Consider the following 24,573-nt stretch of genomic DNA (forward strand, 5'->3'; position numbering starts at 1 on the left):
CGCTACACCCGCCGCGCGATCACCGCAGCCAGCACCGCCAGGCCGAAGGTGATCGCCAGGCACAGCAGGTAGCCGGTGTGCGGCGCGCTTTCCACGAACAGCGCGAACAACGCACCGGAGACCGCCAGCGCGGTGGTCACCGACAGGGCCTCGCTCAGCTGCAGGGCAGAGGTGTTGGCACCCTGCTCATGCGCTGCTGACAGTGACAGCGTCAGCACCGAGAGGCTGGCGTAGATCATGCCCATGCCGAAACCGGTGACCGTCCAGCCCACCAGGGCCACCAGCAATGGCACTGCATTGAACAACACCGCAAGCGTTGCGGCGATGCCGACCGTCATCATCGCCGTGCCGACGCGCAGCAGCTGCTGGCGTGACCAACCGCGCTGCTGGTGACCCTGCAGCCAGGAGCCGGCGAACCAACCGAGTGCGCCGAGGCTGAGCACCGCGCCGGCCCAGCTGGGCGGGAGCCCGCGTTCGCGCTGCAGCAGCAGCGGCAGGTAGGCTTCGCTGGCGAAGAATGCGGCAGCGGCGATGCCGCGCAGTGCGATCACGCTGGGCAGGCCCCTGCGCAGGATCAGCGTTCCGGCCGGCAGCAGGCGATGCACGCATAGCAGCAGCGCCAGCATCGCCACGCCGATGCAGAGCAGGGCGGTCGGACCATGCTGCTGGCCGCCGAAGTACAGCAGCAGCGCCGCCAGCGATGCACCACTGGCCCAACGCACGAGGTTGCCGCGCCCCTCGTCGTCGTTGCTGTCGGCGGAGGGCTGCATGCGCGCCAGCGCAGGCCGCAGCAACAGGGCAGCAGGGACTGCCAGCAGCGGCACCGCCAGGAACACCCAGCGCCAGCCGAGATGCTGGACGATCAGGCCGCTCAGCGCCGGGCCGACCATCGAGGGCACCACCCAGCCCGCCGAGAATGCCGCGAACACCTTCGGCCGCAGGTGCTCGGGGTAGCTGCGGCCGACCATCACGTACAGCGAGACCGAAATCGCGCCCGCGCCCAGGCCCTGCATCAGGCGCCCGGCCACCAGCATGCCCATGCGCACGGCGAAGCCGGCCAGCAGCAGGCCCAGCACGAAGCAGGCCAGGCCGTACCACAGCGGCCGTGCCGGGCCCTGGCGGTCGGCCCAGCGTCCGGCCAGGGTCATGCCGATCACGCTGGTGGCCAGGGTGCCGCCAAAGGCCAGCGCGTACAGGCGCAGTCCATCGAGTGCTTCGGCCACGGTGGGCATCGCGGCCGCGACGGCCAGTGCTTCGAAGGCGTGCAGCGCGACCAGTGCGACCATGCCGATGGTCGTGGCGCGGTAGCGCGCGGACAGGATCGAGCTGTCAGCCGGCAGGTGGGTGTCGGCGGGAGAGAGGGTCGGGGTCATACGGGTCAGGTGCGGGCCGCGCTTGTCAACGGGCGGCGAAGATAGCAGCATGCCACCTCAACTATAGTTGAGGTCAAGCAATGGCATCCCAGGAACTCAGCGTTGGCGAGGTCTCCCAGCGCAGTGGCGTGGCCGTTTCCGCACTGCATTTCTACGAGCGCAAGGGGCTGATCAGCAGCCTGCGCACCTCGGGCAACCAACGCCGTTACAGCCGCGACGTGCTGCGCCGATTGGCGGTGATCCGCGTGGCGCAGCGGGTGGGCATGCCGCTGGAAGCAGTCGGCCGTGCCTTCGAAAGCCTGCCTGACGGCCGCGCACCAACCAAGGCGGATTGGGCCAGGTTGTCCGCGCGCTGGCGCACCGAGCTGGAAGTGCGAATCCACATGCTGCAGCTGCTGCGCGATGAACTGACCGGCTGCATCGGCTGTGGCTGCCTGTCACTGCAGCATTGCCGCCTGGCCAACCCCGGCGACGTCCTCGGCGAACGCGGCGACGGCCCGATGCGCTGGGAGTGAGCGACAAAAAGGGAACGCGCTCCCGGTAGCGCCGGGCCATGCCCGGCGGACGAAAACGACTTAATCCCCTCCGTCCCCTTTTTCTTACCAGACCGTGATCGTCTCGCCGCTCTGGATGCCTTCCACTGCACGCTGGAAGGCCAGTGCGGCGCGTTGTGCGCTTACCGCTTCGAAGCCCGGGAAGTAGGGGCCGTAGGCCGCCATCGATTCGATCAGCACGTTCGGGCTGACCACGTTGATGCGCAGGCCGCGCGGCAGCAGCTCCAGTGCGGCGGCGCGCACGAAGCCTTCCAGTGCGGCATTCACTGCGGTGGCGTTGACGCCGTCGCGGATCGGCTGCGCGCTGATGATGCCGCTGGTCAGGGTGATCGAGCCACCGGCATTGAGGTGGTGCTGCGCGGCCAGTGCCAGCCGCACCTGTCCCAGCAGCTTGTCCTGCAGGCCGATAGTGAACTGCTCGGGCGTCATCTCCTGCAGCGGTCCGAAATGCACCGAGCCGGCGGTGGAGATCACCGCATCGACTGCGCCGGTACGCGAGAACAGTTCGGCGACGCTGGCGTCATCGGTCAGGTCCACGCGCAGTTCGCCGCTGCTGCGGCCGGCGGCGAGAATCTGATGCTGTTGGCCGAGCTGACGGGCGACTGCCTGGCCGAGGGTGCCGCTGGCACCGACGAGGAGGATCTTCATGGCGGTTCCTTGCGTGAGGGTGTGAGCGCAGTCTGCGCCGTCATATTGGGGTTAGGTAAGCGGCGTATGATTCGCAGATTCCTAACTCTGGATTAGCAATGGATACCCTTCGCTGCATGCAGGCCTTCGTCGCCGTGGCCGAGCGCGGCAGCTTTGCCGGGGCCGCCGAACAGCTGCAGGTGTCGGCGGTGATGGTCGGCAAGTACATCCAGCAGCTGGAGGCGCATCTGGGCACCGCGCTGCTGCAACGGAACACCCGCCGCCAGCGCCTGACCGAAGCCGGCAGCGCCTATCTGGCCGGATGCCGGCAGGTGCTGGAGCAGGTGCAGCAGGCCGAGGCCGATGTGGCCGGTCTGCAGGTACAGCCACGTGGCCTGCTGCGGGTCAGTGCGCCGACCACCTGGGGCAGCTGCGTGCTGGCGCCACAACTGGCCGGCCTGCTGCGCGCGCAGCCGCAGTTGAACATCGAACTGGACCTGAGCAACCGCCGTGTGGATCTGATCGAGGACGGCTTCGACGTGGCGATCCGGGTCGGGCCGTTGCCATCGCAGGAGGTGGTGGCGCGGCCGCTGCCGCCGTATGCGATGAGCCTGTGCGCGGCGCCGTCTTACCTGCGCCGGCGCGGCACGCCGCGTACGCCCGCCGATCTGGCAGGGCATGACTGCCTGAGCCATCTGGCCTGGCGCGGTGGCCACGGCTGGCAGTTGGCCAATGGCGAACAGGTGGATTGGGAGGCGCGTCTGACCTGCAATGATGGGTTTGCGTTGCGCGAAGCGGCGGTCGCCGGCGCGGGGCTGGTGCTGCAGCCGACCGCATTGCTGGCCGGCGAGATCGCGGCAGGGCGGTTGAAGCCGCTGCTGCGCGACTATCTGCCTGAACCACGGCCGATGCACCTGATCTACCTGCCCGACCGCAGGCCGCGCCCGCGGTTGCAGTGCTTCGTCGATTTCGTCATGACCACGTTGGGGCAATGAGCATCCACGCCAGACGTGGATGACGGTGGGTGCCGACAGTTGGTCGGCACGCATCGGGATCAATCATTCGCCGCAGACAGTTCCTGCCCACGCACCTGCGCGGCGCGCAGTGCGGTGTCCACCAGCGCCTCGAAGCCACCGGCCTGGAAGCTCTCGATCGCGGCCTGGGTGGTTCCGTTCGGCGAGGTCACGCGGCGGCGAAGCTCGGCCGGGCTCTCACCGGCTTCATCAAGCATGCGCGAGGCACCCAGCAGGGTCTGCACCACCAGCGTGCGCGCGGCGTCGGCTGGCAGGCCCTGGGCAATACCCGCCGCTTCCATCGCTTCGGCCAGCAGGAACACATAGGCCGGGCCACTGCCGGATACGGCAGTCACTGAATCCATCAGCGCCTCGCTGTCGATCCAGACGGTGCGGCCTGCGCTGGCCAGCACCTTCTCGGCCTGTGCGTGCTGCTGCGTGTCCACCGACGGTGTGGCGAACAGGCCGGTCACACCTGCGCCGAGCAGGGCAGGGGTGTTCGGCATCGCGCGCACCACTGCCTGGTCGCCTCCCAGCCAGCGCTGCAGCTGCGCACTGGTGATGCCGGCGGCAATCGACACCACCAACGGCTGGTTTGCCTGGGCCAGCGTCTGCAGCGACTGGCAGACCTCACGCAGCACCTGCGGCTTCACCGCCAGCAGCCAGGTGCTGCCCTGCGCAGCGGCATCAATCGCGTTGTCATGCACCTGCACACCGAAGTCGGCGGCCAGCGCCTGGCGCAGTGCGGCCACCGGTTCGGCGACGTGGATGTGCGCGGCGGGTGTGCCCTGACGGATCAGGCCGGCGATCAGGCTGCGCGCCATGTTGCCGCCGCCGATGAAAGTGATGGAATCAGCTGCCATGGAAAGCTCCTTGGAAAGTCAGGCTGGGCGCGGGCGCGCGCCGAACAGGGCGGTACCGATGCGAACCAGGGTGGCGCCCTCGGCGATGGCTTCGGCGTAGTCGCTGCTCATGCCCATCGACAGCGTGTCGATCTGCACGTGCTGGGCAGCCAGCGACTCGAAAAGTGTGCGCATGCGCACGAATGCATCCCGACGGCGCTCGGCCTCGGGCCACGGCGCGGGAATCGCCATCAGTCCGCGCAGGCGCAGGGTGGGTTCGGCGGCAATTGCGGCGGCGAGTGCGTCCACTTCCTCCGGTGCACAGCCGTGCTTGCTGGATTCATCGTCGATGTTGACCTGGATCAGCACATTCAGCGGGCCGCATGCGGCCGGGCGATGGCGCGCCAGCGCCGTTACCAGCTTGGGCCGGTCCACGCTCTGCACCCAGTCGAAGTGGGTGGCCACGGCATCGGCCTTGTTCGACTGCAGGTGGCCGATCAGGTGCCACTCCAGCGCCAGGTGCTGCAGCGCCTGCATCTTGGCCAGCGCTTCCTGCACATAGTTTTCGCCGAAGGCCTGCTGGCCCTGTGCGGCCAGCGCAGCCACGGCCTCGGCCGGTTGGGTCTTGGACACGGCCAGCAGGCGCGGATCGGGCCGGCCGGCCGCCTCGGCGGCGGCATGCAGGTTGCTCAGGATCTGGGGCAGGGGAGTGGCCACGTAACGCGTTCCATTGAATCAGGAGGCTATACTGCCGCCCGGGGAAAGATCCTTCCAGTCGAAGCCGTTATTGGGGAGTAGCCGCTCATGGATATCGCCGAACTGCTGGCGTTTTCCGTAAAGAACAAAGCGTCCGACCTGCACCTGTCTGCAGGCCTGCCGCCGATGATCCGCGTGGACGGCGATGTTCGCCGGATCAACATCCCGGCCCTGGACCACAAGCAGGTCCACGCGCTGGTGTACGACATCATGTCCGACAAGCAGCGCCGCGATTACGAGGAATTCCTCGAAGTGGACTTCTCCTTCGAGATCCCGTCGCTGGCGCGCTTCCGTGTGAACGCGTTCAACCAGAACCGCGGTGCCGGTGCGGTGTTCCGTACCATTCCGTCCGAGGTGCTCACCCTCGAGGACCTGGCCTGCCCGCCGCTGTTCCGTGAAGTGATCCAGCAGCCGCAGGGCCTGATCCTGGTGACCGGCCCGACCGGCTCGGGCAAGTCGACCACGCTGGCGGCGATGATCGACTACATCAACAAGAACGAATACGGCCACATCCTCACCGTCGAGGATCCGATCGAATTCGTGCACACCTCGCAGAAGTGCCTGATCAACCAGCGCGAAGTGCACCGCGACACGCATGGCTTCAATGAAGCGTTGCGCTCGGCACTGCGCGAGGACCCGGACATCATCCTGGTCGGCGAACTCCGCGACCTGGAAACCATCCGCCTGGCACTGACCGCTGCGGAGACCGGCCACCTGGTGTTCGGCACCCTGCACACCAGCTCGGCGGCCAAGACCATCGACCGCATCATCGACGTGTTCCCGGCCGGCGAAAAGCCGATGGTGCGCTCGATGCTGTCCGAGTCGCTGCGTGCGGTGATCTCGCAGGCGCTGCTGAAGAAGGTCGGCGGTGGCCGCACCGCAGCGTGGGAAATCATGGTCGGCACGCCGGCCATCCGCAACCTGATCCGCGAGGACAAGGTGGCGCAGATGTACTCGGCCATCCAGACCGGCCAGCAGTACGGCATGATGACCCTGGACCAGCACCTGCAGGACCTGGTCAAGCGCAGCCTGATCACCCGCAACCAGGCCCGCGACTACGCCAAGGACAAGCGCCTGTTCGAGTAAGGCAGGGCAGCCACGGGCGGCGCGTGCAATGGCGCCGCCGCTCCGTGTTGTTTCCTCCACCGACCGTTACCTGGTAAACCGCTTTTCCGGGAGCCTGCCGTGAACACCACCGCGACCACCATCGATTTCACTTCGTTCCTCAAGCTGATGGCGCACCAGCGCGCCTCGGACCTGTTCATCACTGCGGGCATGCCGCCGGCGATGAAGGTCAACGGCAAGATCTCGCCGATCACGCAGACTCCGCTCACGCCGCAGCAGAGCCGCGACCTGGTGCTCAACGTGATGACCCCTGCGCAGCGCGAGGAGTTCGAGAAGACGCATGAATGCAACTTCGCCATCGGCCTGTCCGGTGTCGGCCGCTTCCGCGTCAGCTGCTTCTACCAGCGCAACCAGGTGGGCATGGTGCTGCGTCGCATCGAGACGCGCATTCCGACCGTGGAAGAGCTGAGCCTGCCGCCGATCATCAAGACGCTGGCGATGACCAAGCGCGGCATCATCCTGTTCGTTGGTGCCACCGGTACCGGCAAATCGACATCGCTGGCGGCGATGATCGGCTACCGCAACCAGAACTCGACCGGCCACATCATCACCATCGAAGATCCGATCGAGTTCGTGCACAAGCACGAGGGCTGCATCATCACCCAGCGCGAGGTCGGCATCGATACCGACAGCTGGGAAGCGGCCCTGAAGAACACCCTGCGCCAGGCGCCGGACGTGATCATGATCGGCGAGGTGCGTACCCGCGAAGGCATGGACCACGCCATCGCGTTCGCCGAAACCGGCCACCTGGTGCTAGCCACGCTGCATGCCAACAATGCCAACCAGGCGATGGATCGCATCATCAACTTCTTCCCGGAAGACCGCCGCAACCAGCTGCTGATGGACCTGTCGCTGAACCTCAAGGGCGTGGTCGCGCAGCAGCTGGTGCCGTCGCCCGACGGCCGCTCGCGCAAGGTGGCGATGGAGATCCTGCTGGGCACGCCGCTGGTGCAGGACTACATCCGCGACGGCGAGATCCACAAGCTGAAGGAAGTGATGAAGGACTCGGTTCAGCTGGGCATGAAGACCTTCGACCAGAGCCTGTTCGAGCTGTACCAGGCCGGCGAGATCAGCTACGAGGACGCACTGCGCTACGCCGACTCGCAGAACGAAGTGCGCCTGCGCATCAAGCTCAGCCAGGGCGGCGACGCGCGCACGCTGTCGCAGGGCCTGGATGGGGTGGAGATCTCCGAGATCCGGTGACCTGGCGATGTGTGGAGTCGACTGTCAGGAAGCGCAGTCGACTAACAGTCGACTCTACCCGTCGACTCTACCCGTCGACTCTACTGGGCGCGCAGGCGATTGATGAATTCCAGTCATGACCGACTGTCGTCCAACCGGCTCAATCCATCGCCGCTGCAGGCGTATCGTCAGCACTCCCCCTCTGGAGTACGACGATGCAGACACGTGAACTCGGCCGCAGCGGCCTGAAGGTTTCCGCTCTGGGCCTGGGTTGCATGGGCCTGACCCATGCCTACGGCCAGCCGGTCGAACCGAGCCAGGGCATCGCCCTGCTGCACGCTGCCGTCGAGCGCGGCGTGACCTTCTTCGATACCGCCGAAGTGTACGGCCCGTACACCAACGAAGACCTGCTCGGCCAGGCCCTGGCACCCTACCGCGACAGGCTGGTGATCGCCACGAAGTTTGGTTTCAGGGACGCGCGCACCGATGCCGGCCTGGACAGCCGCCCGGAGAACATCCGTGCCGTGGCCGAAGCCAGCCTCAAGCGCCTGCGTACCGACCATATCGACCTGTTCTACCAGCACCGCGTCGACCCGAACGTGCCGATCGAGGACGTGGCCGGTACCGTGCGCGACCTGATCGCCGAGGGCAAGGTCGGCCACTTCGGCCTGTCCGAGGCCAGTGCTGCCACCGTGCGTCGCGCGCATGCGGTGCAGCCGGTGGCTGCGGTGCAGAGCGAGTACTCGCTGTGGTGGCGCGAACCGGAGCGTGAACTGCTGCCGACGCTGCAGGAGCTGGGCATCGGCTTCGTGCCGTTCAGCCCGCTGGGCCGCGGCTTCCTGACCGGTGCGATCAACGCCGACACCACCTTCGACGCCAACGATTTCCGTAACAGCGTGCCGCGTTTCGAAGTGGAAGCGCGTCGCGCCAACCAGGCGCTGGTGGATCGCATCAGCACGATCGCGGCGGCGCGGGGTGCGACCCCGGCGCAGGTGGCGCTGGCCTGGCTGCTGGCACAGGCGCCGTGGATCGTGCCGATCCCAGGCACCACCAAGGTCCATCGTCTGGAGGAAAACCTGGGCGCGGCCGACCTGCAGCTGGCACCGGAGGAGCTGCAACGCATCGCACAGGCGCTGGACGAAGTGTCGATCGTCGGCGAGCGCTACAACGCGCAGCGCGCCGCCCAGGCCAAGGGCTGATCAACAGCTGGGTGCGGACCGTTGGTGGTGGGGGCGGACCGTTGGTCCGCACTCCTTGATCCTCACCCCATCGGCCCACGCAGCGCATCAAGCACCGTCCGCATCGCCACGGTCACGTGGCGGCGCGAGGGGTAGTACGCGTAATAGCCATCGAAGTGCGGGCACCAGTCGTCCAGCACCGAAAGCAGGCGGCCGTCGTCCAGCATCGGCTGTACCTGGTCCTCCGGCAGCCAGGCCAACCCGCTGCCTGCCAGTGCGGCGGCGCGGGTCATGCCCATGCTGTTGAAGATCCACTGGCCGCTCACACGCACGCTCAGTTCATTGCCGTCCTGGCCGAAATCCCACGGCATCAGCCCGCCATGCGTGGGCAGGCGCAGGGTGACGCAGTTGTGCCCGGCCAGGTCGTCCGGGTGCCGCGGCACCAGGTGCTGGCGGAAGTAGCTGGGCGCCCCGACCACGCGCATGCGCAGCGGCGGGCTGATCGGTACGGCGATCATGTCGCGCGCCAGCCGCTCGCCCAGGCGGATGCCGATGTCGTAGCGCTCGGCCACGATGTCGGCCAACCCGTAGTCGGCCGCCAGTTCCACCTTCAAGTCCGGATACTGCTGCAGCAGCGGCGCCAGCCTGGGCCAGGCGATGTACTCGGCGGCGTGGCCGGTGGCATTGATGCGGATGGTGCCGGCCGGGCGTTCACGGTACTCGGCCAGCGCGGCCAGCCCATCCTCGATCTCGGCCAGGCGCGGGGCCAGCGTTTCCAGCAGGCGGGCGCCGGCTTCGGTGGTGGACACGCTGCGGGTGGTGCGGGTCAGCAGGCGCACGCCCAGGCGCTGCTCCAGTCCGCGCATGGCATGGCTGAGCGCGGACTGGGACACGCCCAGCTGGGCGGCAGCCTTGGTGAAGCTGCCCTCGCGGGCAACGTGGACGAAGGCCTGCAGGTCGTTGAGGTTTTCGCGGGGCATGAGAGGATGATACGGCCGCGCTGCGCCCGGCAGCTGCCGAATCAACGTCAACGGCAACGTCAAAAGCTGGCTTCCCGTGGGAGGCGGGGTGGCTCAGGTTGCAGGGGACGGCGCAAGTCCCCCTCCGGGGCCCGGCCCAGCCGCTGGCGGCTGTGCGTTCGGGCGCTTGCGAAGCAGTGCTTCGCAAGCAAAGCGCCCTCACCCATGTAGCCTCGGTCGCGCTTGCTCGTGTGCGCTGTCCTGCGCACACGGCAAGACCGGGGTTGGGCGTCCTGCCCAACCCGTCCGAGGCATGCCTCGGGACCATGGCGCTCACGCCCCCGCAACCTGAGCCACCCCGCCTTCGACAATTTCCCGCGAGCTGTTGGAACGGCATTCTGCTTTGGTGGGTGCCGACCGTTGGTCGGCACTGGGTCGGACGTGTGGGTATGTCGATTTCTGCGTCTGTGGTTCGTCGAATGAATGACTTCAACGGGAGCTGCACATGAGCACTGACACCAAGCCCAAGGGCCCGGCCTCGTACTTCCCCTCCATCGAGAAGACCTATGGGCAGCCGGTCGCCCAGTGGCTCGGGCTGCTGGCAGGGAAGAAGGGCCTGAAACACATGGAACTGGTCAGCTTCCTGAAAAGTGAGCATGGGCTGGGCCATGGCCATGCCAACGCGCTGGTGGCGCACCATCTGGCCGGCAAGGGCTGAGCAGCGGCGGGCCCGGGGCAGGGCGGGGCGCATTCAGCTGAACGATTTCATCTGCAACTGTCATGCAGATCGTGTCTAATACCGCTCCCCACCTGCTGTTCCCCACCCGTATGTCCCTTCCCTCCCATGGCCCCGCGCCGTGCGACGACGCTGACGGCCACCTGGTCACCGCCGGTCCGCTGACCCCGCCGCCCGACAGCGCCGGTACCACCGCCGACGAAAAAGCGCTGCGTCACTCGATCGCCGAGGACGTGCAGGGCATGGTGCTGGCCACGATGGTGGCCTCGCTGGGCCTGGCCATCTTCGCCAAGAGTGGACTGATGATCGGCGGCATGGCAGGCATGGCGTTCCTGCTGCATTACGCGCTGGACTGGAACTTCGGCGTGGTGTTCGTGCTGGTCAATCTGCCGTTCTACTGGGTGGCGGTGCGGCGCATGGGCTGGGAATTCACCCTGAAGACCTTCGCCGCGGTCACCGCCTGTGGCGTGCTGACCGACCTGCTGCCGCGCTGGATCGACTTCTCGCACATCCACCCGCTGTATTCGGCGATCGTCGGTGGCGCATTGTCCGGCCTGGGCATCCTGTTCTTCATCCGGCACCGTGCCAGCCTCGGCGGTATCGGCATCCTGGCGGTGTACCTGCAGCGCACCCGTGGCTGGAGCGCGGGCAAGGTGCAGATGTCCTACGACGCCTGCCTGATGGTGGCCGCGTTCTTCGTGCTGTCGCCTTCCAAGGTGCTGTACTCGGCCATCGGCGCGGTGGTGCTCAGCCTTGTGCTGATGTTCAACCACCGCCCTGGCCGCTACATGGGTGTGTGATCGCGCTCTCCGCGTTCGCCGGGCATGGCCCGGCGCTACTACGTGGCGGTTCCGGTAGCGCCGGGCCATGCCCGGCGGCCGTCCTTCAACGTACGGCGGCCTGCAGCCACGGCGGTGACAGCATCAGCAGCCGCGCATGCACCGGGCAATCCTCGGCGTGCGCACCGGGCAGGTAGCCCACGCTCATCAGGAATTCGCCGGTGATCTCGCCGCCGGTGAAGCGGAACGTCTTCTTGAACAGCTTCACCCAGTCGGCCTTGCTGCGCGGGTGGTGCGCATCCAGCCACGCCGCGAAGCTGCCATGGCTGGCCCGCAGCTGCTGGATCACCTGCGCGTTGTGGATCGCCGCCAGCACCTTCAGGCGGTTGCGGATGATGCCCGGGTCCGACAGCAGGCGCGCGATGTCCTGCTCGGCGTAGGCCGCCACGCGGTCCACATCGAAGCCGTCATAGGCTGCGCGGAAGCCCTCGCGCTTCTTCAGGATCGTTTCCCAGCTCAAACCGGCCTGGTTGATTTCCAGTACCAATCGCTCGAACAGTTCACGCTCGTCCCGCTGCGGGAAGCCGTACTCGTTGGCGTGGTAGTAGTCGTGCACCGGATGGCCGGGGGCAATCAGGCAGTAACCGCTCATGGGGAAGGCTCGTTGGATTCGGATTCGGATTCGGGTTCGGGATCGATGGCCACTGCAGGGTGCCCGCCGATGGACAGCATCGGCCAGCGCGGTGGCACGAGCGTGAGTTTGCCGTTACGCAGGGCCTGGTTGATCGCCTCGGCCGGCCCGCTGACGGTGCCGAACAGCGCACCGGCCCGGCGCCACTGGGAATCGCTGCCACGTGCGTACAGCACGCAGTCCGGTCCACGGTGGGTGTACAGCTCGCACAGCAGCACTTCGCCGGTACCATCACCGTCCAGGTCGCGATGCACGATCAGGCAGTCGCGCTCGCTCTGTGCGCAGGATTCGCCATTGATCGATCGGGTGGCCAGAGCTTTCCACCAGTCGTCCGGTGGCGAACTGGATCCGGCGGCCAGCTTCAGTGCGCGCCGCAGGGCGGCGACGTCCTGCGGCCCCTTGTCGAGGCGGTGGCCGTCGTCCCAGCGGGAGGTACGCGCCAGTGCTGCCGCGACCACCTGTGGCGCGTTGGCATCGGCGATGATGGCCGGATCACGCTGCAACTCGCGCAGCGCCTGCACGCCACGGCGGCCAAGATCGAAGCGCAGCACGTTGACGTCACTGCTGGTGATCGCCGGCGGGTCCGCGCGCAGGCGCTCCAGCTGGCTGGACAGGGTCAGCCGCACCGGGTCCAGCAGGGGCGAGTTGCCCAGCAGGGCCAGTGCGAGCACCACCCAGCACATCCAGCGGTTGACCGGTTCCAGCGCCTGCAGCCAGCGGCCCTGGCGACGCAGTACCGCCAGCGCATAGCCCAGGGCATAGCCGGCCACGGCCAGCGCGATCAGCAGTGCCCAGAACCGGTCCACTGTCCACCCGTACTGCACCACGCGCAGGCCCAGCGCATACAGCGCCAGCGCGGCGTAGACCGGCAGCGCCAGCAGGCTGGCCTCGACCAGACGGCGCAGCACGAGAGGGTACGGCGCGGAGTCTTCCCCCTGCTGGTAGACCGCATTGGTGAACGTCACCAGCAGCAGTGACACCACCACCAGCAGGCTGGCGGCCGAACGGGTCTTCCACAGTGGTTCCAGCCCGGCAAGCGGCAGGCTCAGCACGAACAACACGGCGATGAACGAGAGCGGTGGCAGCAGCCCGCGGCAGATCGCGAACAGCACCTGGCGGGTGATCTGGATCGCCCGATGCTGGGTGCGCCCGATCAGCACGCCAAACCCGGCCAGGCTGCCGGTGGCCAGTGCGATGAAAGCATCTTGGCGGAACAGATCGCGGAAGAAGGTGACCTCCAGCAGCTGGAACAGCGCCGCCCACAGCCACAGCAGCAGCCAGGTCAGCCCGGTGAACAGCGCCGCCAGGGCCAGGGTCAAGCCGTTCTGCCAGGCGCGCTCGAACAGCTCGGGGTAGCTGGCGCGCCACTGACCGTGCTGCAGCTGGAACTGCCACCAGGGCAGGGCCACGAACACCGCCACGCCCATGCCCAGGGTCAACGGAAACTGCAGCGCGCCCGATTCCAGTGCGGCCTCGCCATTGAGGTTCCAGCCGATCCAGGCGGCCAGTGCCAGCACCACCACCGAGCCGAGCGCCGCCTGCAGCCACAGGCGGCGTTGGCCCAGCTCGACCAGGCTCAGCGCCACCGCGCTGGGAATGGCCAGCACCCAGGCGTACCAGCAGTAGCGCCAGCCGATATCGCGGAACGGCCACGCATCGGACAATTCCTGCGCGGCATACAGCATCAGACCCTGCAGCAGGGCGATCAGGACGATGGCGCTGCGTGCCGGCAGGGTCAGGGGCGATGAAGACTGCATCGATGACCTTCCATGGCAAAGCACCATCCTAGCCCATCGCGGTTCGGCGCCATCGCGCGACCATCCCGCCCCCAGCAGGTAGAATGGACCCATGCCTGTAATGCCGACCTCCCTTGCCGATCACCTGCTCGTCGCGCTGCCGTCGCTGCTCGACGCGACCTTTGCCCGCAGCGTCGCGCTGATCTGCCAGCACGACGAGAACGGGGCGATGGGCGTACTGGTCAACCAGCCTTCCGAATACACGCTGGGTGAAGTGCTTGCGCAGATGGACATCACCACCGGTGATGGCGAGCTGCAGGCGCGCATGGTGCTCAATGGCGGTCCGGTGCATCCCGAACGCGGCTTCGTCATCCACGACGACGCGCGCGCATGGGATTCCAGCCTGACCGTGGGCGACGGCCTGTACCTGACCACCTCGCGCGACATCCTCGAAGCGATGGCGCGTGGCGAAGGCCCGGCCAATGCGGTGGTCACCCTCGGCTGTGCCGGTTGGGGCGCAGGGCAGCTGGAAAGCGAGCTGTCCGAGAACAGCTGGCTGACAGTGCCGGCCGATGCCGAGCTGGTGTTCCAGCTGCCGCTGGAGCAGCGCTGGCAGGGGGCGGCTTCCCGCATCGGCGTGGACCTGTTCCGGCTGACCGACTACAGCGGCCATGTCTGAGCCGGCCGCGCCCGCACCGGTTCCTGCTGCCCCGGCGATCCGCCGTGACGGCACCGTTCTGGGTTTCGATGTTGGCTCGCGACGCATCGGCGTGGCCATCGGCAGTGCTTTCGCCGCCCATGCGCGCGCGGTGGCCGTGGTCGATGTGCACGGCAACGGCCCGGACTGGACCGCGATCGAGCGCCTGCTCAAGGAATGGAAGCCCGACGGCCTGGTGGTCGGCGATCCGCTTACGCTGGACGGCCAGGACCAGCCCAACCGCAAGCGCGCGCAGGGCTTCGCCCGCCAGCTGCGGGAACGTTTCAAGCTGCCCGTGGTGATGATCGACGAGCGTTCCAGCTCGGTCGAGGCCGCACGCCGCTTCGCCGTCGAGCGCGCCGAAGGACGCAAGCGCCGCCGCGATGCGGCCGCCCTCGATGCTGTGGCCGCGGCGGTGATCATCGACCGCTGGCTGTCGTCCCCCGACGACGCCACCCCCATTCCCTGACTGCACGACTCCCGCCATGACTGCCCAGCAAATCGATGCCTCCGGACGCCTGCGCCACCTGCTGACCCTGGAGGGCCTGCCGCGCGAAACACTGCTGCAGTTGCTGGACCGGGCAGGGCAGATCCGTGACGCCGCAGTCGGCCGTGTCGGCAACAAGCGCCACGTGCTGGCCGGTTCTGCGGTATGCACGCTGTTCTTCGAACCGTCCACGCGCACCCGCAGCTCGTTCCAGCTGGCCGCGCAGCGCCTGGGCGCCGATGTGCTGAACTTCGACGCGTCGACCTCGTCCACGCGCAAGGGCGAAACGGCCTGCGACACGTTGCGCAACCTGGAAGCAATGGGCGTGCGCGGCTTCGTGGTGCGTCACCCCGATGACGGCGCCGTGGCCGCGCTGGCCGAGGCGGCGGGCGAGGGCACCGCACTGATCAACGCCGGCGACGGCCGCAGCGCGCACCCGACCCAGGGCCTGCTGGACATGCTGACCCTGCGCCAGGCCAAGGGCCCGGATTTCTCGAAGCTGAAGGTGGTGATCGTCGGCGACGTGAAGCACTCGCGCGTGGCGCGCACCGACCTGCATGCGCTGCGCACGCTGGGGGTGGGCGAGATCCGCGTGTGCGGCCCGCAGTCACTGCTGCCGGACGACGAGACCCTGAAGGGCTGCGTGGTCGGCGATGATTTCGATGCGATGCTGGAAGGCGCCGACGCGCTGATGATGCTGCGCCTGCAGCGCGAGCGCATGGAAGAAGGCCTGGTGCCGTCGCTGGAGCAGTACCACGCCCAGTACGGCCTGACCAACGAACGCCTGGCCCGTGCCGGCAAGGACGCTGCGGTGCTGCATCCGGGCCCGATCAACCGTGGCGTGGAAGTCACCGATGACGTGGCCGACGGCCCGCAGTCGTGGGTGCTGCGCCAGGTCGCCAATGGCGTCGCCGTGCGCATGGCCGTGCTGGAAACCCTGCTGGGCTGACCACTTTGGTGGGTGCCGACCGTTGGTCGGCGCGCTTGATCTGTCCTCATCCGACCCGGTGGGGGCCGACCGTTGGTCGGCACGGCAGATCTGTCCTCATCCGACCCGGTGGGTGCCGACCGTTGGTCGGCACCGAACCATCAGTGCGGTGAAGTGCGGGCCTGGCCATTGAATGGTTCCGGGCCTACCTGTACTGACGTGGTTGCCCGATAGAAGAGGGATACCGGCAGGCGCACGCTTGGGCCCATGAACCGCGCACGCCTACGCCTTGGCCGTCATTCCCGGATCGGGCAATCCTACATCCTGACCACCGTCACCCAGGAACGTCGACGCTACTTCGATGATGCCACTGCGGCACAGGAGGTGATGGATGTGTTCCGTCGCATTGATGATGATGGCCTGACGCACTCACTTGCCTATGTGGTCATGCCGGACCACATCCATTGGCTTGTGGAGATCCGTGCGTTCTCGCTGGACTACATCATGCAACGCTTCAAATCGAGCAGTGCATTGCGGATCAACCGCATGCTGGGTAAGACAGGACCATTTTGGCAATCGAGCTATCACGATCACGCCATGCGTTCTGAAGAATCACTGTTTCGCCATGCGATGTACATCGTCGCCAACCCGGTCAGGGCGAACTTGGCGAGCTGCGTGGGAGAGTATCCGTATGCCTGGTGCAGATGGGAGATCGATGGGAGGTACCAAGCAATGGATTACCCCGAAGCGGAGAGATAGTGCCGACCAACGGTCGGCACCCACCAATACCCGAGCCGACCAACGGTCGGCACCCACCAATACCCAAGCCGACCAACGGTTGGCATCCACCAATACCCAAGCCGACCAACGGTTGGCATCCACCCACAGATGTTTCCCAGCAGAAGCTATGGCTCAGCGCTTCTGCGCGAACATCCATTCCCACATCGCCGGGTCGGCGTAGGTGGCGTCCCAGGCATTGTGGTTGCCTTCCGGGTATTCGGTGTAGCGCACGTCACGCGCGTTGGCGTTCTGGAATGCGGCGTGCAGCCGGCGGTCGTCATCCGGCGGCACCACGTCATCCAGCGCGCCATGGAAGATCCAGATCGGCGTCTGCCGCAGGCGCTGGGCAATGGCCGCATACGGGTCGGTTTCACCGGCCACCTGTTCGACGAACAGGGTCGGACGTACCGCGCGCGGCGCCAGCACCGCGCCGCATACCGGCACGATCGCAGCAAATCGGTGCGGGTTGTCCAAGGCGATATTCCAGCTGCCGTAGCCACCCATCGACATGCCGGTCAGGTATTGCCGCGCCGGATCGGCACCGAACTCGGCGATCGCTGCATCCAGCGCGGCCAGGGCCACACGGTTGTTGCGCCCGCTCCATTCCCCGCGTCCCGGCGCCTGCGGAAATACGGCCAACGCAGGGAAATCGGCGGCCTGCTCGCGCAGGTACGGTCCCAGCCCCGCGTGGGTCTGCTTCACGCCATCGGCGCCGCGCTCGCCCGAACCGTGCAGGAACAGCACGACCGGCAGTGAGCCCGGTGTACGCGCCGATGCGGCCGGAATGAATACCTGGTAGTAGGCCGTCTCGCCATCCACCTTCACGGCGCGGGCTTCGAAGCGACCCCGCGCGCCATCCGGCAGCGACGTGCAGGCGCTCATCAACAGAAGGGCCAGCAGTGGCAGCCAGCGCGACAGCAAACGGACCATGGGGTTTCCCGAAGTGGCGAGATCGCCTGCATCGTAGTCCGCTGTCGCCAGCGCGGCATCGTGCGCCGCGTCACTGCGGGCGCGGGAAGCTGGCAATGATGTCCAGTTGTTCCTGCGCATCGGCATTGCCTGCCGCCGCCGCAGCCTGCACCTGCGCCATATCCGGGTGCAGGACCACCAGCAGCGGGTTCTCGCAGACCGGGCAGTCATACTCGGTGGCGTCCTCGTCCAGTTCCATCTCCATGGCGCGCGAGCTGCCCTTCCACTCGCAGGCCGGGCAGGTGTGCTGCTGGTCGCGCCAGCCGGGCTGGAAATAGTTTTCGATCGTTGTTGCCATGGGTGTTCCGGTTGGGTGGAGTCAACGACCCGCGTGGCGGGGGCCGATCCTCGATGCGGTCAGTGCAGCAGCACCAGCGTGGCCAGGCCGAGGAAAGTGAAGAAGCCCATCGAGTCGGTCACTGCGGTCAGGAAGATACCGCTGGCCAGCGCTGGATCGAAGCCGAAGCGTTTCAGTGTGAGCGGCACCAGCACGCCGGCCAGCGCTGCGAACAGCAGGTTGCAGGTCAGCGCGATGGCGATCACCGCAGACAGCCCGGGTGAATGGAACCAGGCCAATACGATCAGGCCCAGCACCGAGCCGAGCATCACGCCGTTCAGCAGCGCAACACGCACTTCCTTCCACAGCAGGGTGCGCGCGTTGGAGGCGCCCACCTGGCCCAGCGCCAGGCCGCGCACCATCAGCGCCAGCACCTGGGTGCCGGCGTTGCCACCGAGGCCGGCCACGATCGGCATCAGCACCGCCAGCGCCACCAGCTTGTCGATGGTGCCCTCGAAGTGACCGACCACGCTGGAGGCCAGGAAGGCCGTGCACAGGTTGATCGACAGCCACATCAGGCGGCGGCGCATGGCGCGCCAGACCGGGCTGAACAGATCCTCGTCCTCGTCCAGGCCGGCGGCGCCCAGCGCCTGGTGCTCGGCCTGGCCACGGATGATGTCGACCACGTCATCGATGGTGATGCGACCAACGAGGATGTTGTTCTCGTCCACCACCGGTGCGGAGATCCAGTCATGGTCGGAGAACTGCCGCGCGACTTCCTGGTCGCTCTCGCCGACGTCGATGGCCGGCTGCTCGTCGTCGATCAGGCGGTTGATCGGGGTGGTGTCCTCGTGGGTCACCAGTGCCGCCAGCGACACCCGGCCAAGGTACTGATGGCGCCGGCTGACCACGAACAGGTGGTCGGTGTGGTCCGGCAGTTCGCCGCGCAGGCGCAGGTAGCGCAGCACCACGTCCACGTTGACGTCGGCGCGCACGGTCACCACGTCCGGGTTCATCAGGCGGCCGGCACTGTCCTCGGGATAGGACAGCACCTGTTCCAGGCGCTCGCGGTTCTCGCGGTCCATCGACTTGAGGACTTCGTCGATGACCGTATCGGGCAGGTCTTCGACCAGGTCGGCCAGGTCGTCGATGTCCAGGTCTTCGACCGCGGCGATGATTTCGTCCGGGTCCATGTCCGCGAGCAGGCTCTCGCGCACGTCGTCGCCGACGTGGACCAGCACCTCGCCGTCATCTTCCGGATCGACCAGGCCCCACACCACCTCACGCTTGCCCGGCGGCAGCGATTCAAGCAGGTTGCCGATCTCGGCCGGGGCCAGGGTGTTGACCAGGCGACGCACCGGGCCCAGCCGACCGCTGTCCAGTGCGTCGGACAGCATCCGCAGTTGGCGCGCAGTCTTGTCGTGGCGTACGGCTTCAGCCATCGCAGCTCCCGCGGGATAAGAAAAGCCGCGATCCCGGCAAGGATGCGGCAACAGGGGTGTTCAGCGCGTCATTATCGCAAGGGGATGTTTCAACGCATAGCCGAGGGGCGGTGGTTGCGCCGGCCGCTGGCCCGCAATCGTCCCCATCGAAGTCCACGAGATTGCCGGCCAGCGACCAGCACTACCCTCGGCAGTCAGGCCGTTTCGGCCACCAGCGCCAGCCAGCGCTCGATCGCGCGGCGGTCGCGTGCGGCCAGCAGCTTCGGCGCGCGCGCGCGCAATGCGGCCAGATCGGCATCGCGGATCGCACGGCGCACTTCCAGCAGCGTGCCGGGGTGCAGGCTGAACTCGGTCAGGCCCAGCGCCAGCAGCAGCGGGGTCATCCGTGCGTCGCCGGCCATCTCGCCGCAGACCGCCACCGGGATGCGGTGACGCGCGCCGGTCTCGATCACCATCTGCAGCAGTCGCAGCACGGCCGGATGCAGTGGCGAATACAGTTCGCCCAGTGCCTCGTTGTTGCGGTCGGCGGCCAGCAGGTACTGCACCAGGTCATTGGTGCCGATCGACAGGAAATCGACCAGGTCGATGAAGCTCTCCAGCGCCAGTGCTGCCGCAGGAACTTCGATCATCGCGCCCAGCGGCACGTGGTCGGACACCATGTGGCCCTCGCCGCGCAGCTGTTCGGTCAGCTTGAGCATGCGCCGGCGCACCGCCAGCAGTTCCTCGCGGGTGCTGACCATCGGCACCAGCACGCGCAGCTTGCCGTAGGCGGAGGCGCGCAGGATCGCGCGCAGCTGGGTATCGGCCACCTTCGGGCGTGCCAGCGACAGGCGTACGCCGCGCAGACCCAGGGCGGGGTTCTCTTCATTGCTGAGGGTCAGGCCGGTGCGGTCGGCCTTGTCCGCGCCCAGATCGAGCGTGCGGATGGTGACCGGTCGCCCGCTCATGCCCAACGCGGCATCCCGGTAGGTCTGGAACTGTTCTTCTTCATCCGGCAGCTCGTTGCGCTGCAGGAACAGGAACTCGGTGCGGTACAGGCCCAGTCCCTGCGCGCCCAGCGCGTGCGCCTGGGTGACGTCTTCCAGCGATTCGGCATTGGCCAGCAGGGCGATGTCGACCTGGTCGCGGGTGCGGCTGGGCTTGCTGCGCAGGCGGCCGAGCTCGCGCTGCTCGCGCGCATGCTCCTTCAGGCGCGCGCGATAGTCACGCAGGTTGTCGGCCTGCGGGTTGGCGGTGATGCTGCCGTCGGCGCCATCGATGATCAGCACGTCGCCATCGGCGATGCGGCTGAGCAGCTGCGGAACGTTCACGATCAACGGCAGATGCAGGCTGCGCGCCAGGATCGCACTGTGCGACAGCGCGCTGCCGGCGGCGGTGACGATGCCAACCACGCCCTGGGCCTGCAGCTGGGCCAGTTCGGACGGGGCGATGTTGTCGCAGACCAGGATCTCGCCGGCCAGGCCCTTCATCACCGGCGCGCGTTCAGGCTGCAGGAACGCGTGGATGCGGCCGATGACATGGTCCAGGTCGTCCATGCGGCTCTTCAGGTAGGCATCGTCCATGCCATCGAAGACCTTGGCCAGGCGGTCACGCTGCAGGCGCAATGCGTAGCCGGCACTGTAGGGACCGCTGCGGATCAGCTCGTCCAGCCCGAACAACAGCTCGGGATCGTCCAGCAGCAGCGCGTGCAGGTCCAGGAACTCGCCCACTTCCTGGTTCAATGCGCCATGCAGGCGCTGGCGCAGTTCGTGCATTTCCGTGCGCGCGGCATCCACCGCACGATGCAGGCGGGCCAGCTCGGCCTCGACCTGGTGGGCGCCGATGCGTTGCTCGGCCACCTCCAGCGCATGCGGCAGGCGTACCCGTGCGCGGCCCATCGCCGCGCCACGGGCAGCACCGTGCCCAGCCAGCAGCTGGACCGGCCGCTGGCCGGAAGGAGCCTGGCCGGCGCGCGCGCGCTGCACGCTCAGCTGTCCTCGTCGAAGCGGCGCTCGAACAGACCGACCACCGCTTCCATCGCGGCGGCTTCGTCCTCGCCGTTGATGCGCACCGTGACCGGAGTGCCCTGGCCGGCGGCCAGCAGCATCACGCCCATGATGCTCTTGGCGTTGATCTCACGGCCCTTGGCGGCCATGGTCACGTTGCAGCGGAACGGCGCCAGGGTCTGCACCAGCTTGGCGGTGGCCCGGGCGTGCAGGCCCAGGCGGTTGCTCACGGTGAGTTCTCGTTCAAGCATCGTCGACTATCGCTCCATTACGGGTGCCCGCCGCGGCTGTGGCGGGCAGTTGATCCAGTCCCTGTTCCGGATAATTCATCACCCGCAGCAACATCGGCAGGCTCAGCGCCGATACCCGGCGAACCGGGGTCCCCAACCGGGCCAGCTGCCCGGCTAGGTTGGCGGGGCTGGCGCCGTACAGGTCGGTCAGGATCAGCACGCCATCCCCTGCATCGACCCGCCGCAGGGCGGCCGAGGCGAGCGGGAGCAGGGCGTCCAGGTCTGCGTCGAACGGCACTTCGAAAGCTTCGGTTTTCAGCGGCAATTGCCGCAGGAGCCGGGTCGCCACCTCAAGCAGGGCGGGCCCGACCCCCGGATGTGTTACGAGGAGAATGCCACAGGTCATTACTGCACGTTAACAGGTCAGGGTGAATTGGCGATAGCAGCAGATGAGGGGCACTGTGTCCCGTATTCAGCGTTGCTCGCAAGGGGAGCCTTTCAGTTGAGAAAGAGATCCGACCCCATCCGTTTTTCGATGCCTGACAGCGATTCATCCACGCACGCGTGGATCCATCGTGTCGACCAGGGTCGACACCCACCAGCAGCAGAAATCTGTCAGAGGTGGGGCGGTGTGGGTCTGCAGGACCGTTGGCGCCATGGATGGCGCCATCGAGCCCCCAGGGGTGAGGGCGCTTTGCTTGCGAAGCACTGCTTCGCAAGCGCCCGAACGCCCAGCCGCCAGCGGCTGGGCCGGACCGCGGAGCGGGGTCTACGGCGTGTGCTGCAGATCCACACCGCCCCGCCATCCCACGGAATGCCGCTTCTGCTGTTGCTGTTGCTGTTGCCGGCCAGCGGCCGGCACTACCGGCGGGTGCTGGGCGCAGCCCGGCCGACCACCCTCAATCCTGTTCGCGGTGATACGTGGCCACATCTTCCCAGCCCATCTCGCGGGCATGCCGGGCCAGGCGCTCGGCCAGGAACACCGAGCGGTGCTTGCCGCCGGTGCAGCCGAACGCCACCGTCACGTAGCTGCGGGTGCCATCCCCCAGTTTCGGCAGCCACGTATCGAGGAAATCCATCAGCTGGGCCAGGTAACGCTGCACGTCCGGCTGTGCTTCCAGATAGTCGCGCACGCCCGGTTCGCGGCCGCTCAGCGCACGCAGATCGGGGTCCCAGTGTGGATTGGGCAGCACCCGCGCATCGAATACGAAGTCCGCCTCGGCCGGCACGCCGCGCTTGTACGCGAACGATTCGAACAGCAGGGACAGTCCGGTGGCATGGTCCAGCGTGAACTCGGTGATGATCCGCCGCCGCAGCTGATGCACGTTGAGGTTGCTGGTATCGATCACCGCATCGGCCTCTCGGCGCAGCGGTGCCGTCAATTCACGTTCGCGTGCGATCGCTTCGGGCAGCGACAGGCCCAGCTGGCTCAGCGGATGACGGCGCCGGGTGTCGGCGTAGCGCTTGAGCACAGCCTCATCGCTGGCCTCGAAGAACAGTACCTTCACTTCCACGCCGGCGTCAGTGGCCAGCTGCCGCCAGTTGCCCAGCTGGCTCAGATCGGCCTGTCCGCGAACGTCGATGCCCACGGCCAGGCGGCGCGGCGCGCTGCCGTCATGGTTGGCCAGCAGGCTGCGCACGAAGTCGGGCAGCAGATTGATCGGCAGGTTGTCCGAGCAGTAGTAGTCCTGGTCCTCGAAGGTCTTCAGGGCGACGGATTTACCCGAGCCGGACAGGCCGCTGACGATGATCAGGGTCGGGGCGGAGGGGGTGACGGTGCTCATGGACAGGCTCTTCGAGGGGCAGGGAAATCAGGGTGTTCGCCGTTCCAGCAGGTTGCTGTGGCGGGCGATGAACATAGCCGCCGGGTCGATGCCCTTGGTGCGCAGGATGTGCAGGCGGGTCGCGGCTTCGGTCAGTACGGCCAGGTTGCGGCCGGGCATCACCGGCAGGGTGATCAGCGGAACGTCCAGGTCCAGCACATGGCGGGTGCCCGAATCGCCGGTCAGGCGTTCGTAGCCATGTGGGGTGGGTTCGGTCATCGGCTTGGTCAGGTGGACGATCAGCCGAAGGTACTTGTTCTTCTTTACAGCCGTGTCGCCGAACATCTCGCGCACGTTGAGCACGCCCAGGCCGCGCACTTCCAGCAGGTCCTGCAGCAGTTCGGGGCAGGTGCCGTCGAGTACGTCCGGGGCGATCTGGGTGAACTCGGGGGCATCGTCGGCGACCAGGCGATGGCCGCGGGTGAGCAGCTCCAGCGCCAGCTCGCTCTTGCCCGATCCGGCCTCGCCGGTGATCAGCACGCCGATGGAATAGATCTCCATGAACACGCCGTGCAGGATCACCCGCGGCGCCAGCGTACGCGCCAGATGGTAGGACAGGTGGTTGAGCAGTTCGTGGCCGCGCTTGGGCGAGAGCCACAGCGGCGTGCCGGATTCGTCAGCAGCGGCGCGGAGGTCTTCCGGGCAGGGCTGGTTGCGGGTCAGCACCAGCGCCAGCGGGTGCGACTGCATGATCTTTTCGATGGTCTCCCAGCGCTGGCGTGGTTCCAGTGCATCCAGCCAGGACAGTTCCTCGGTGCCCAGGATCTGCACCTTGTTGGGATAGATCGCGTTGAGGTAGCCGGCCAGCGAGGGACGCCGCGAGACGGTATTGCCGGCCTCCAGCTCGCGCTTCTCACCGGACTTGCCGGCGGCCCAGCGCAACCCCAGCCGCTCGCGCTGCTGTTCGAACAGTTCACGGGCGGTGATGCTGGTATTCATGCGGCACTCGCAGGAGGGGTCATGTCCAGCGCCTCGCGCAGCGCCCGGGCATCGCCCGCTTCGCGCAGGGCCTGGCGGATGTCCGGCGCGGAAAACAGTTCGGCCAGCTCGGACAACAGCATCAGGTGCTGGTGGGTGTAGTGGGCGGGGACGGCCATGGCGAACACCAGGTCCACCGGTTCGTCGCCGCCGAAATCGACCGGGGCGGCCAATCGCAGCAGGGCGCCACGGGGGCGATCAAGGGTAGGCGCGCGGCCGTGGGGGATGGCGATGCCGTGGCCGATCGCGGTGCTGCCCAAGGCTTCGCGCTGGCACAGGTTCAGATAGATCTGTTCGGCATTGGCCTGGCGGCAGGCCAGCAACCCGGCGGCGGCCTGCAGGACGCTGTCACGGTCGGTGGCCGTGCAGAGCTGGGTCTGCACGGCCGCCAGGAGGTCAGTCAGGGGCATGTCTGCGGGGAACGGT

26 protein-coding genes and 1 pseudogene are annotated in these 24,573 nt (G+C 67.3%); 11 read left to right on the forward strand and 16 right to left on the reverse strand.

Features of this window, described 5'->3' with window-relative positions; genetic code table 11:
- Positions 1 to 2: 2 nt before the first annotated feature.
- A complete protein-coding gene (locus AC5P65_RS14190) occupies positions 3 to 1,424 on the reverse strand; it encodes an MFS transporter (RefSeq protein ID WP_111098570.1) in 1,422 nt (473 codons plus the stop codon).
- A 29-nt stretch (positions 1,425 to 1,453) separates the two neighbouring features.
- Between AC5P65_RS14190 and soxR the strand changes: the two genes are divergently transcribed.
- Positions 1,454 to 1,888 (forward strand): redox-sensitive transcriptional activator SoxR, encoded by a 435-nt coding sequence (soxR, locus tag AC5P65_RS14195; RefSeq protein ID WP_111098569.1) that lies wholly within the window; start codon positions 1,454 to 1,456, stop codon positions 1,886 to 1,888.
- A gap of 84 nt (positions 1,889 to 1,972) precedes the next feature.
- On the opposite strand, the pseudogene AC5P65_RS14200 reads toward soxR, so the two are convergent.
- Positions 1,973 to 2,602: pseudogene (locus AC5P65_RS14200) on the reverse strand (short chain dehydrogenase); the annotation flags it as partial.
- A 71-nt stretch (positions 2,603 to 2,673) separates the two neighbouring features.
- Between AC5P65_RS14200 and AC5P65_RS14205 the strand changes: the two are divergent.
- The gene (locus AC5P65_RS14205) at positions 2,674 to 3,549 is read left to right on the forward strand and encodes a LysR family transcriptional regulator (RefSeq protein ID WP_021202602.1); all 876 of its coding nucleotides are present in this window, start codon (positions 2,674 to 2,676) and stop codon (positions 3,547 to 3,549) included.
- Between the two features lie 59 nt (positions 3,550 to 3,608).
- On the opposite strand, the gene proC is transcribed toward AC5P65_RS14205, so the two are convergent.
- On the reverse strand, positions 3,609 to 4,430 hold the full coding sequence (gene proC / locus AC5P65_RS14210) for a pyrroline-5-carboxylate reductase (protein ID WP_021202601.1): 822 nt from the start codon (positions 4,428 to 4,430) through the stop codon (positions 3,609 to 3,611).
- A gap of 18 nt (positions 4,431 to 4,448) precedes the next feature.
- Positions 4,449 to 5,126 (reverse strand): YggS family pyridoxal phosphate-dependent enzyme, encoded by a 678-nt coding sequence (locus AC5P65_RS14215; protein ID WP_111098568.1) that lies wholly within the window; start codon positions 5,124 to 5,126, stop codon positions 4,449 to 4,451.
- Between the two features lie 87 nt (positions 5,127 to 5,213).
- Between AC5P65_RS14215 and AC5P65_RS14220 the strand changes: the two genes are divergently transcribed.
- From AC5P65_RS14220 to AC5P65_RS14230, 3 genes are all read left to right on the forward strand, one after another.
- Complete coding sequence (locus AC5P65_RS14220; protein WP_006422551.1) at positions 5,214 to 6,251, forward strand: type IV pilus twitching motility protein PilT; 1,038 nt, start codon at positions 5,214 to 5,216, stop codon at positions 6,249 to 6,251.
- Between the two features lie 99 nt (positions 6,252 to 6,350).
- On the forward strand, positions 6,351 to 7,493 hold the full coding sequence (locus AC5P65_RS14225) for a PilT/PilU family type 4a pilus ATPase (protein WP_019659468.1): 1,143 nt from the start codon (positions 6,351 to 6,353) through the stop codon (positions 7,491 to 7,493).
- Positions 7,494 to 7,687: 194 nt separating this feature from the next.
- Positions 7,688 to 8,671 carry an aldo/keto reductase gene (locus tag AC5P65_RS14230; RefSeq protein ID WP_019659467.1) on the forward strand — a complete coding sequence of 328 codons (984 nt, stop codon included), beginning with the start codon at positions 7,688 to 7,690 and terminating at the stop codon, positions 8,669 to 8,671.
- A 62-nt stretch (positions 8,672 to 8,733) separates the two neighbouring features.
- On the opposite strand, the gene AC5P65_RS14235 is transcribed toward AC5P65_RS14230, so the two are convergent.
- Entirely contained in the window at positions 8,734 to 9,630 is an 897-nt protein-coding gene (locus AC5P65_RS14235) for a LysR family transcriptional regulator (protein WP_111098567.1), read from the reverse strand.
- Between the two features lie 484 nt (positions 9,631 to 10,114).
- On the opposite strand from AC5P65_RS14235, the gene AC5P65_RS14240 reads away from it, so the two are divergent.
- Positions 10,115 to 10,327, forward strand: coding sequence for a DUF4287 domain-containing protein (locus AC5P65_RS14240; protein WP_111098566.1), 213 nt, complete (start codon positions 10,115 to 10,117; stop codon positions 10,325 to 10,327).
- A gap of 110 nt (positions 10,328 to 10,437) precedes the next feature.
- Positions 10,438 to 11,145, forward strand: coding sequence for a YitT family protein (locus tag AC5P65_RS14245; RefSeq protein WP_029379885.1), 708 nt, complete (start codon positions 10,438 to 10,440; stop codon positions 11,143 to 11,145).
- Between the two features lie 85 nt (positions 11,146 to 11,230).
- On the opposite strand, the gene AC5P65_RS14250 is transcribed toward AC5P65_RS14245, so the two are convergent.
- Positions 11,231 to 11,776 carry a DNA-3-methyladenine glycosylase I gene (locus AC5P65_RS14250; RefSeq protein ID WP_111103427.1) on the reverse strand — a complete coding sequence of 182 codons (546 nt, stop codon included), beginning with the start codon at positions 11,774 to 11,776 and terminating at the stop codon, positions 11,231 to 11,233.
- A complete protein-coding gene (locus tag AC5P65_RS14255; protein WP_111098564.1) occupies positions 11,773 to 13,572 on the reverse strand; it encodes a DUF4153 domain-containing protein in 1,800 nt (599 codons plus the stop codon). Before AC5P65_RS14255 ends, AC5P65_RS14250 begins: the two co-directional genes overlap by 4 nt.
- Positions 13,573 to 13,663: 91 nt before the next feature.
- Between AC5P65_RS14255 and AC5P65_RS14260 the strand changes: the two genes are divergently transcribed.
- The 4 genes from AC5P65_RS14260 (at position 13,664) to AC5P65_RS14275 (ending at position 16,422) form a co-directional block, all read left to right on the forward strand.
- Positions 13,664 to 14,230, forward strand: a complete 567-nt coding sequence (locus AC5P65_RS14260; protein ID WP_058979385.1) for a YqgE/AlgH family protein — start codon at positions 13,664 to 13,666, stop codon at positions 14,228 to 14,230.
- On the forward strand, positions 14,223 to 14,717 hold the full coding sequence (ruvX, locus tag AC5P65_RS14265) for a Holliday junction resolvase RuvX (protein WP_005415547.1): 495 nt from the start codon (positions 14,223 to 14,225) through the stop codon (positions 14,715 to 14,717). The genes AC5P65_RS14260 and ruvX overlap by 8 nt, the downstream gene beginning before the upstream one ends.
- Before the next feature lie 16 nt (positions 14,718 to 14,733).
- Positions 14,734 to 15,684, forward strand: coding sequence for an aspartate carbamoyltransferase catalytic subunit (locus AC5P65_RS14270; protein ID WP_021202595.1), 951 nt, complete (start codon positions 14,734 to 14,736; stop codon positions 15,682 to 15,684).
- 246 nt (positions 15,685 to 15,930) lie between these two features.
- On the forward strand, positions 15,931 to 16,422 hold the full coding sequence (locus AC5P65_RS14275; RefSeq protein WP_019659459.1) for an REP-associated tyrosine transposase: 492 nt from the start codon (positions 15,931 to 15,933) through the stop codon (positions 16,420 to 16,422).
- A 153-nt stretch (positions 16,423 to 16,575) separates the two neighbouring features.
- Here AC5P65_RS14275 and AC5P65_RS14280 read toward each other — a convergent pair whose 3' ends face one another.
- From AC5P65_RS14280 to AC5P65_RS14320, 9 genes are all read right to left on the reverse strand, one after another.
- Positions 16,576 to 17,373, reverse strand: a complete 798-nt coding sequence (locus tag AC5P65_RS14280; protein ID WP_021202594.1) for a carboxylesterase family protein — start codon at positions 17,371 to 17,373, stop codon at positions 16,576 to 16,578.
- A 70-nt stretch (positions 17,374 to 17,443) separates the two neighbouring features.
- Positions 17,444 to 17,710, reverse strand: a complete 267-nt coding sequence (locus tag AC5P65_RS14285) for a hypothetical protein (protein WP_021202593.1) — start codon at positions 17,708 to 17,710, stop codon at positions 17,444 to 17,446.
- A 59-nt stretch (positions 17,711 to 17,769) separates the two neighbouring features.
- Positions 17,770 to 19,131: a magnesium transporter gene (gene mgtE, locus AC5P65_RS14290; RefSeq protein WP_019659456.1), complete on the reverse strand. Its 1,362-nt coding sequence runs from the start codon at positions 19,129 to 19,131 to the stop codon at positions 17,770 to 17,772.
- A 194-nt stretch (positions 19,132 to 19,325) separates the two neighbouring features.
- The gene (gene ptsP / locus AC5P65_RS14295; protein WP_111098563.1) at positions 19,326 to 21,095 is read right to left on the reverse strand and encodes a phosphoenolpyruvate--protein phosphotransferase; all 1,770 of its coding nucleotides are present in this window, start codon (positions 21,093 to 21,095) and stop codon (positions 19,326 to 19,328) included.
- Between the two features lie 2 nt (positions 21,096 to 21,097).
- A complete protein-coding gene (locus tag AC5P65_RS14300; protein WP_005408385.1) occupies positions 21,098 to 21,367 on the reverse strand; it encodes an HPr family phosphocarrier protein in 270 nt (89 codons plus the stop codon).
- The gene (locus tag AC5P65_RS14305) at positions 21,360 to 21,752 is read right to left on the reverse strand and encodes a PTS sugar transporter subunit IIA (protein WP_019659454.1); all 393 of its coding nucleotides are present in this window, start codon (positions 21,750 to 21,752) and stop codon (positions 21,360 to 21,362) included. Before AC5P65_RS14305 ends, AC5P65_RS14300 begins: the two co-directional genes overlap by 8 nt.
- A 493-nt stretch (positions 21,753 to 22,245) precedes the next feature.
- The gene (rapZ, locus tag AC5P65_RS14310) at positions 22,246 to 23,130 is read right to left on the reverse strand and encodes an RNase adapter RapZ (protein WP_019659453.1); all 885 of its coding nucleotides are present in this window, start codon (positions 23,128 to 23,130) and stop codon (positions 22,246 to 22,248) included.
- A gap of 27 nt (positions 23,131 to 23,157) precedes the next feature.
- Positions 23,158 to 24,108: an HPr(Ser) kinase/phosphatase gene (gene hprK / locus AC5P65_RS14315; protein WP_019659452.1), complete on the reverse strand. Its 951-nt coding sequence runs from the start codon at positions 24,106 to 24,108 to the stop codon at positions 23,158 to 23,160.
- Positions 24,105 to 24,557, reverse strand: coding sequence for a PTS sugar transporter subunit IIA (locus tag AC5P65_RS14320; RefSeq protein WP_019659451.1), 453 nt, complete (start codon positions 24,555 to 24,557; stop codon positions 24,105 to 24,107). Before AC5P65_RS14320 ends, hprK begins: the two co-directional genes overlap by 4 nt.
- Positions 24,558 to 24,573: the final 16 nt, after the last annotated feature.

It is taken from the genome of Stenotrophomonas sp. YJH_SMC_48-3 (assembly GCF_059369375.1).

Excerpts from the sequence above, each read along its gene's own strand:
- AC5P65_RS14190 (WP_111098570.1), bottom strand. The coding sequence starts at position 1,424 with ATGCTGCTATCTTCGCCGCCCGTTGACAAGCGCGGCCCGCACCTGACC.
- AC5P65_RS14240 (WP_111098566.1), top strand. The coding sequence starts at position 10,115 with ATGAGCACTGACACCAAGCCCAAGGGCCCGGCCTCGTACTTCCCCTCC.
- AC5P65_RS14220 (WP_006422551.1), top strand. The coding sequence starts at position 5,214 with ATGGATATCGCCGAACTGCTGGCGTTTTCCGTAAAGAACAAAGCGTCC.
- AC5P65_RS14260 (WP_058979385.1), top strand. The coding sequence starts at position 13,664 with ATGCCTGTAATGCCGACCTCCCTTGCCGATCACCTGCTCGTCGCGCTG.
- ruvX (WP_005415547.1), top strand. The coding sequence starts at position 14,223 with ATGTCTGAGCCGGCCGCGCCCGCACCGGTTCCTGCTGCCCCGGCGATC.
- soxR (WP_111098569.1), top strand. The coding sequence starts at position 1,454 with ATGGCATCCCAGGAACTCAGCGTTGGCGAGGTCTCCCAGCGCAGTGGC.
- AC5P65_RS14250 (WP_111103427.1), bottom strand. The coding sequence starts at position 11,776 with ATGAGCGGTTACTGCCTGATTGCCCCCGGCCATCCGGTGCACGACTAC.
- hprK (WP_019659452.1), bottom strand. The coding sequence starts at position 24,108 with ATGAATACCAGCATCACCGCCCGTGAACTGTTCGAACAGCAGCGCGAG.
- proC (WP_021202601.1), bottom strand. The coding sequence starts at position 4,430 with ATGGCAGCTGATTCCATCACTTTCATCGGCGGCGGCAACATGGCGCGC.
- AC5P65_RS14235 (WP_111098567.1), bottom strand. The coding sequence starts at position 9,630 with ATGCCCCGCGAAAACCTCAACGACCTGCAGGCCTTCGTCCACGTTGCC.
- AC5P65_RS14275 (WP_019659459.1), top strand. The coding sequence starts at position 15,931 with ATGAACCGCGCACGCCTACGCCTTGGCCGTCATTCCCGGATCGGGCAA.
- AC5P65_RS14255 (WP_111098564.1), bottom strand. The coding sequence starts at position 13,572 with ATGCAGTCTTCATCGCCCCTGACCCTGCCGGCACGCAGCGCCATCGTC.
- AC5P65_RS14245 (WP_029379885.1), top strand. The coding sequence starts at position 10,438 with ATGTCCCTTCCCTCCCATGGCCCCGCGCCGTGCGACGACGCTGACGGC.
- AC5P65_RS14285 (WP_021202593.1), bottom strand. The coding sequence starts at position 17,710 with ATGGCAACAACGATCGAAAACTATTTCCAGCCCGGCTGGCGCGACCAG.
- AC5P65_RS14205 (WP_021202602.1), top strand. The coding sequence starts at position 2,674 with ATGGATACCCTTCGCTGCATGCAGGCCTTCGTCGCCGTGGCCGAGCGC.
- AC5P65_RS14320 (WP_019659451.1), bottom strand. The coding sequence starts at position 24,557 with ATGCCCCTGACTGACCTCCTGGCGGCCGTGCAGACCCAGCTCTGCACG.
- AC5P65_RS14270 (WP_021202595.1), top strand. The coding sequence starts at position 14,734 with ATGACTGCCCAGCAAATCGATGCCTCCGGACGCCTGCGCCACCTGCTG.
- AC5P65_RS14300 (WP_005408385.1), bottom strand. The coding sequence starts at position 21,367 with ATGCTTGAACGAGAACTCACCGTGAGCAACCGCCTGGGCCTGCACGCC.
- rapZ (WP_019659453.1), bottom strand. The coding sequence starts at position 23,130 with ATGAGCACCGTCACCCCCTCCGCCCCGACCCTGATCATCGTCAGCGGC.
- mgtE (WP_019659456.1), bottom strand. The coding sequence starts at position 19,131 with ATGGCTGAAGCCGTACGCCACGACAAGACTGCGCGCCAACTGCGGATG.
- AC5P65_RS14305 (WP_019659454.1), bottom strand. The coding sequence starts at position 21,752 with ATGACCTGTGGCATTCTCCTCGTAACACATCCGGGGGTCGGGCCCGCC.
- AC5P65_RS14230 (WP_019659467.1), top strand. The coding sequence starts at position 7,688 with ATGCAGACACGTGAACTCGGCCGCAGCGGCCTGAAGGTTTCCGCTCTG.
- AC5P65_RS14280 (WP_021202594.1), bottom strand. The coding sequence starts at position 17,373 with ATGGTCCGTTTGCTGTCGCGCTGGCTGCCACTGCTGGCCCTTCTGTTG.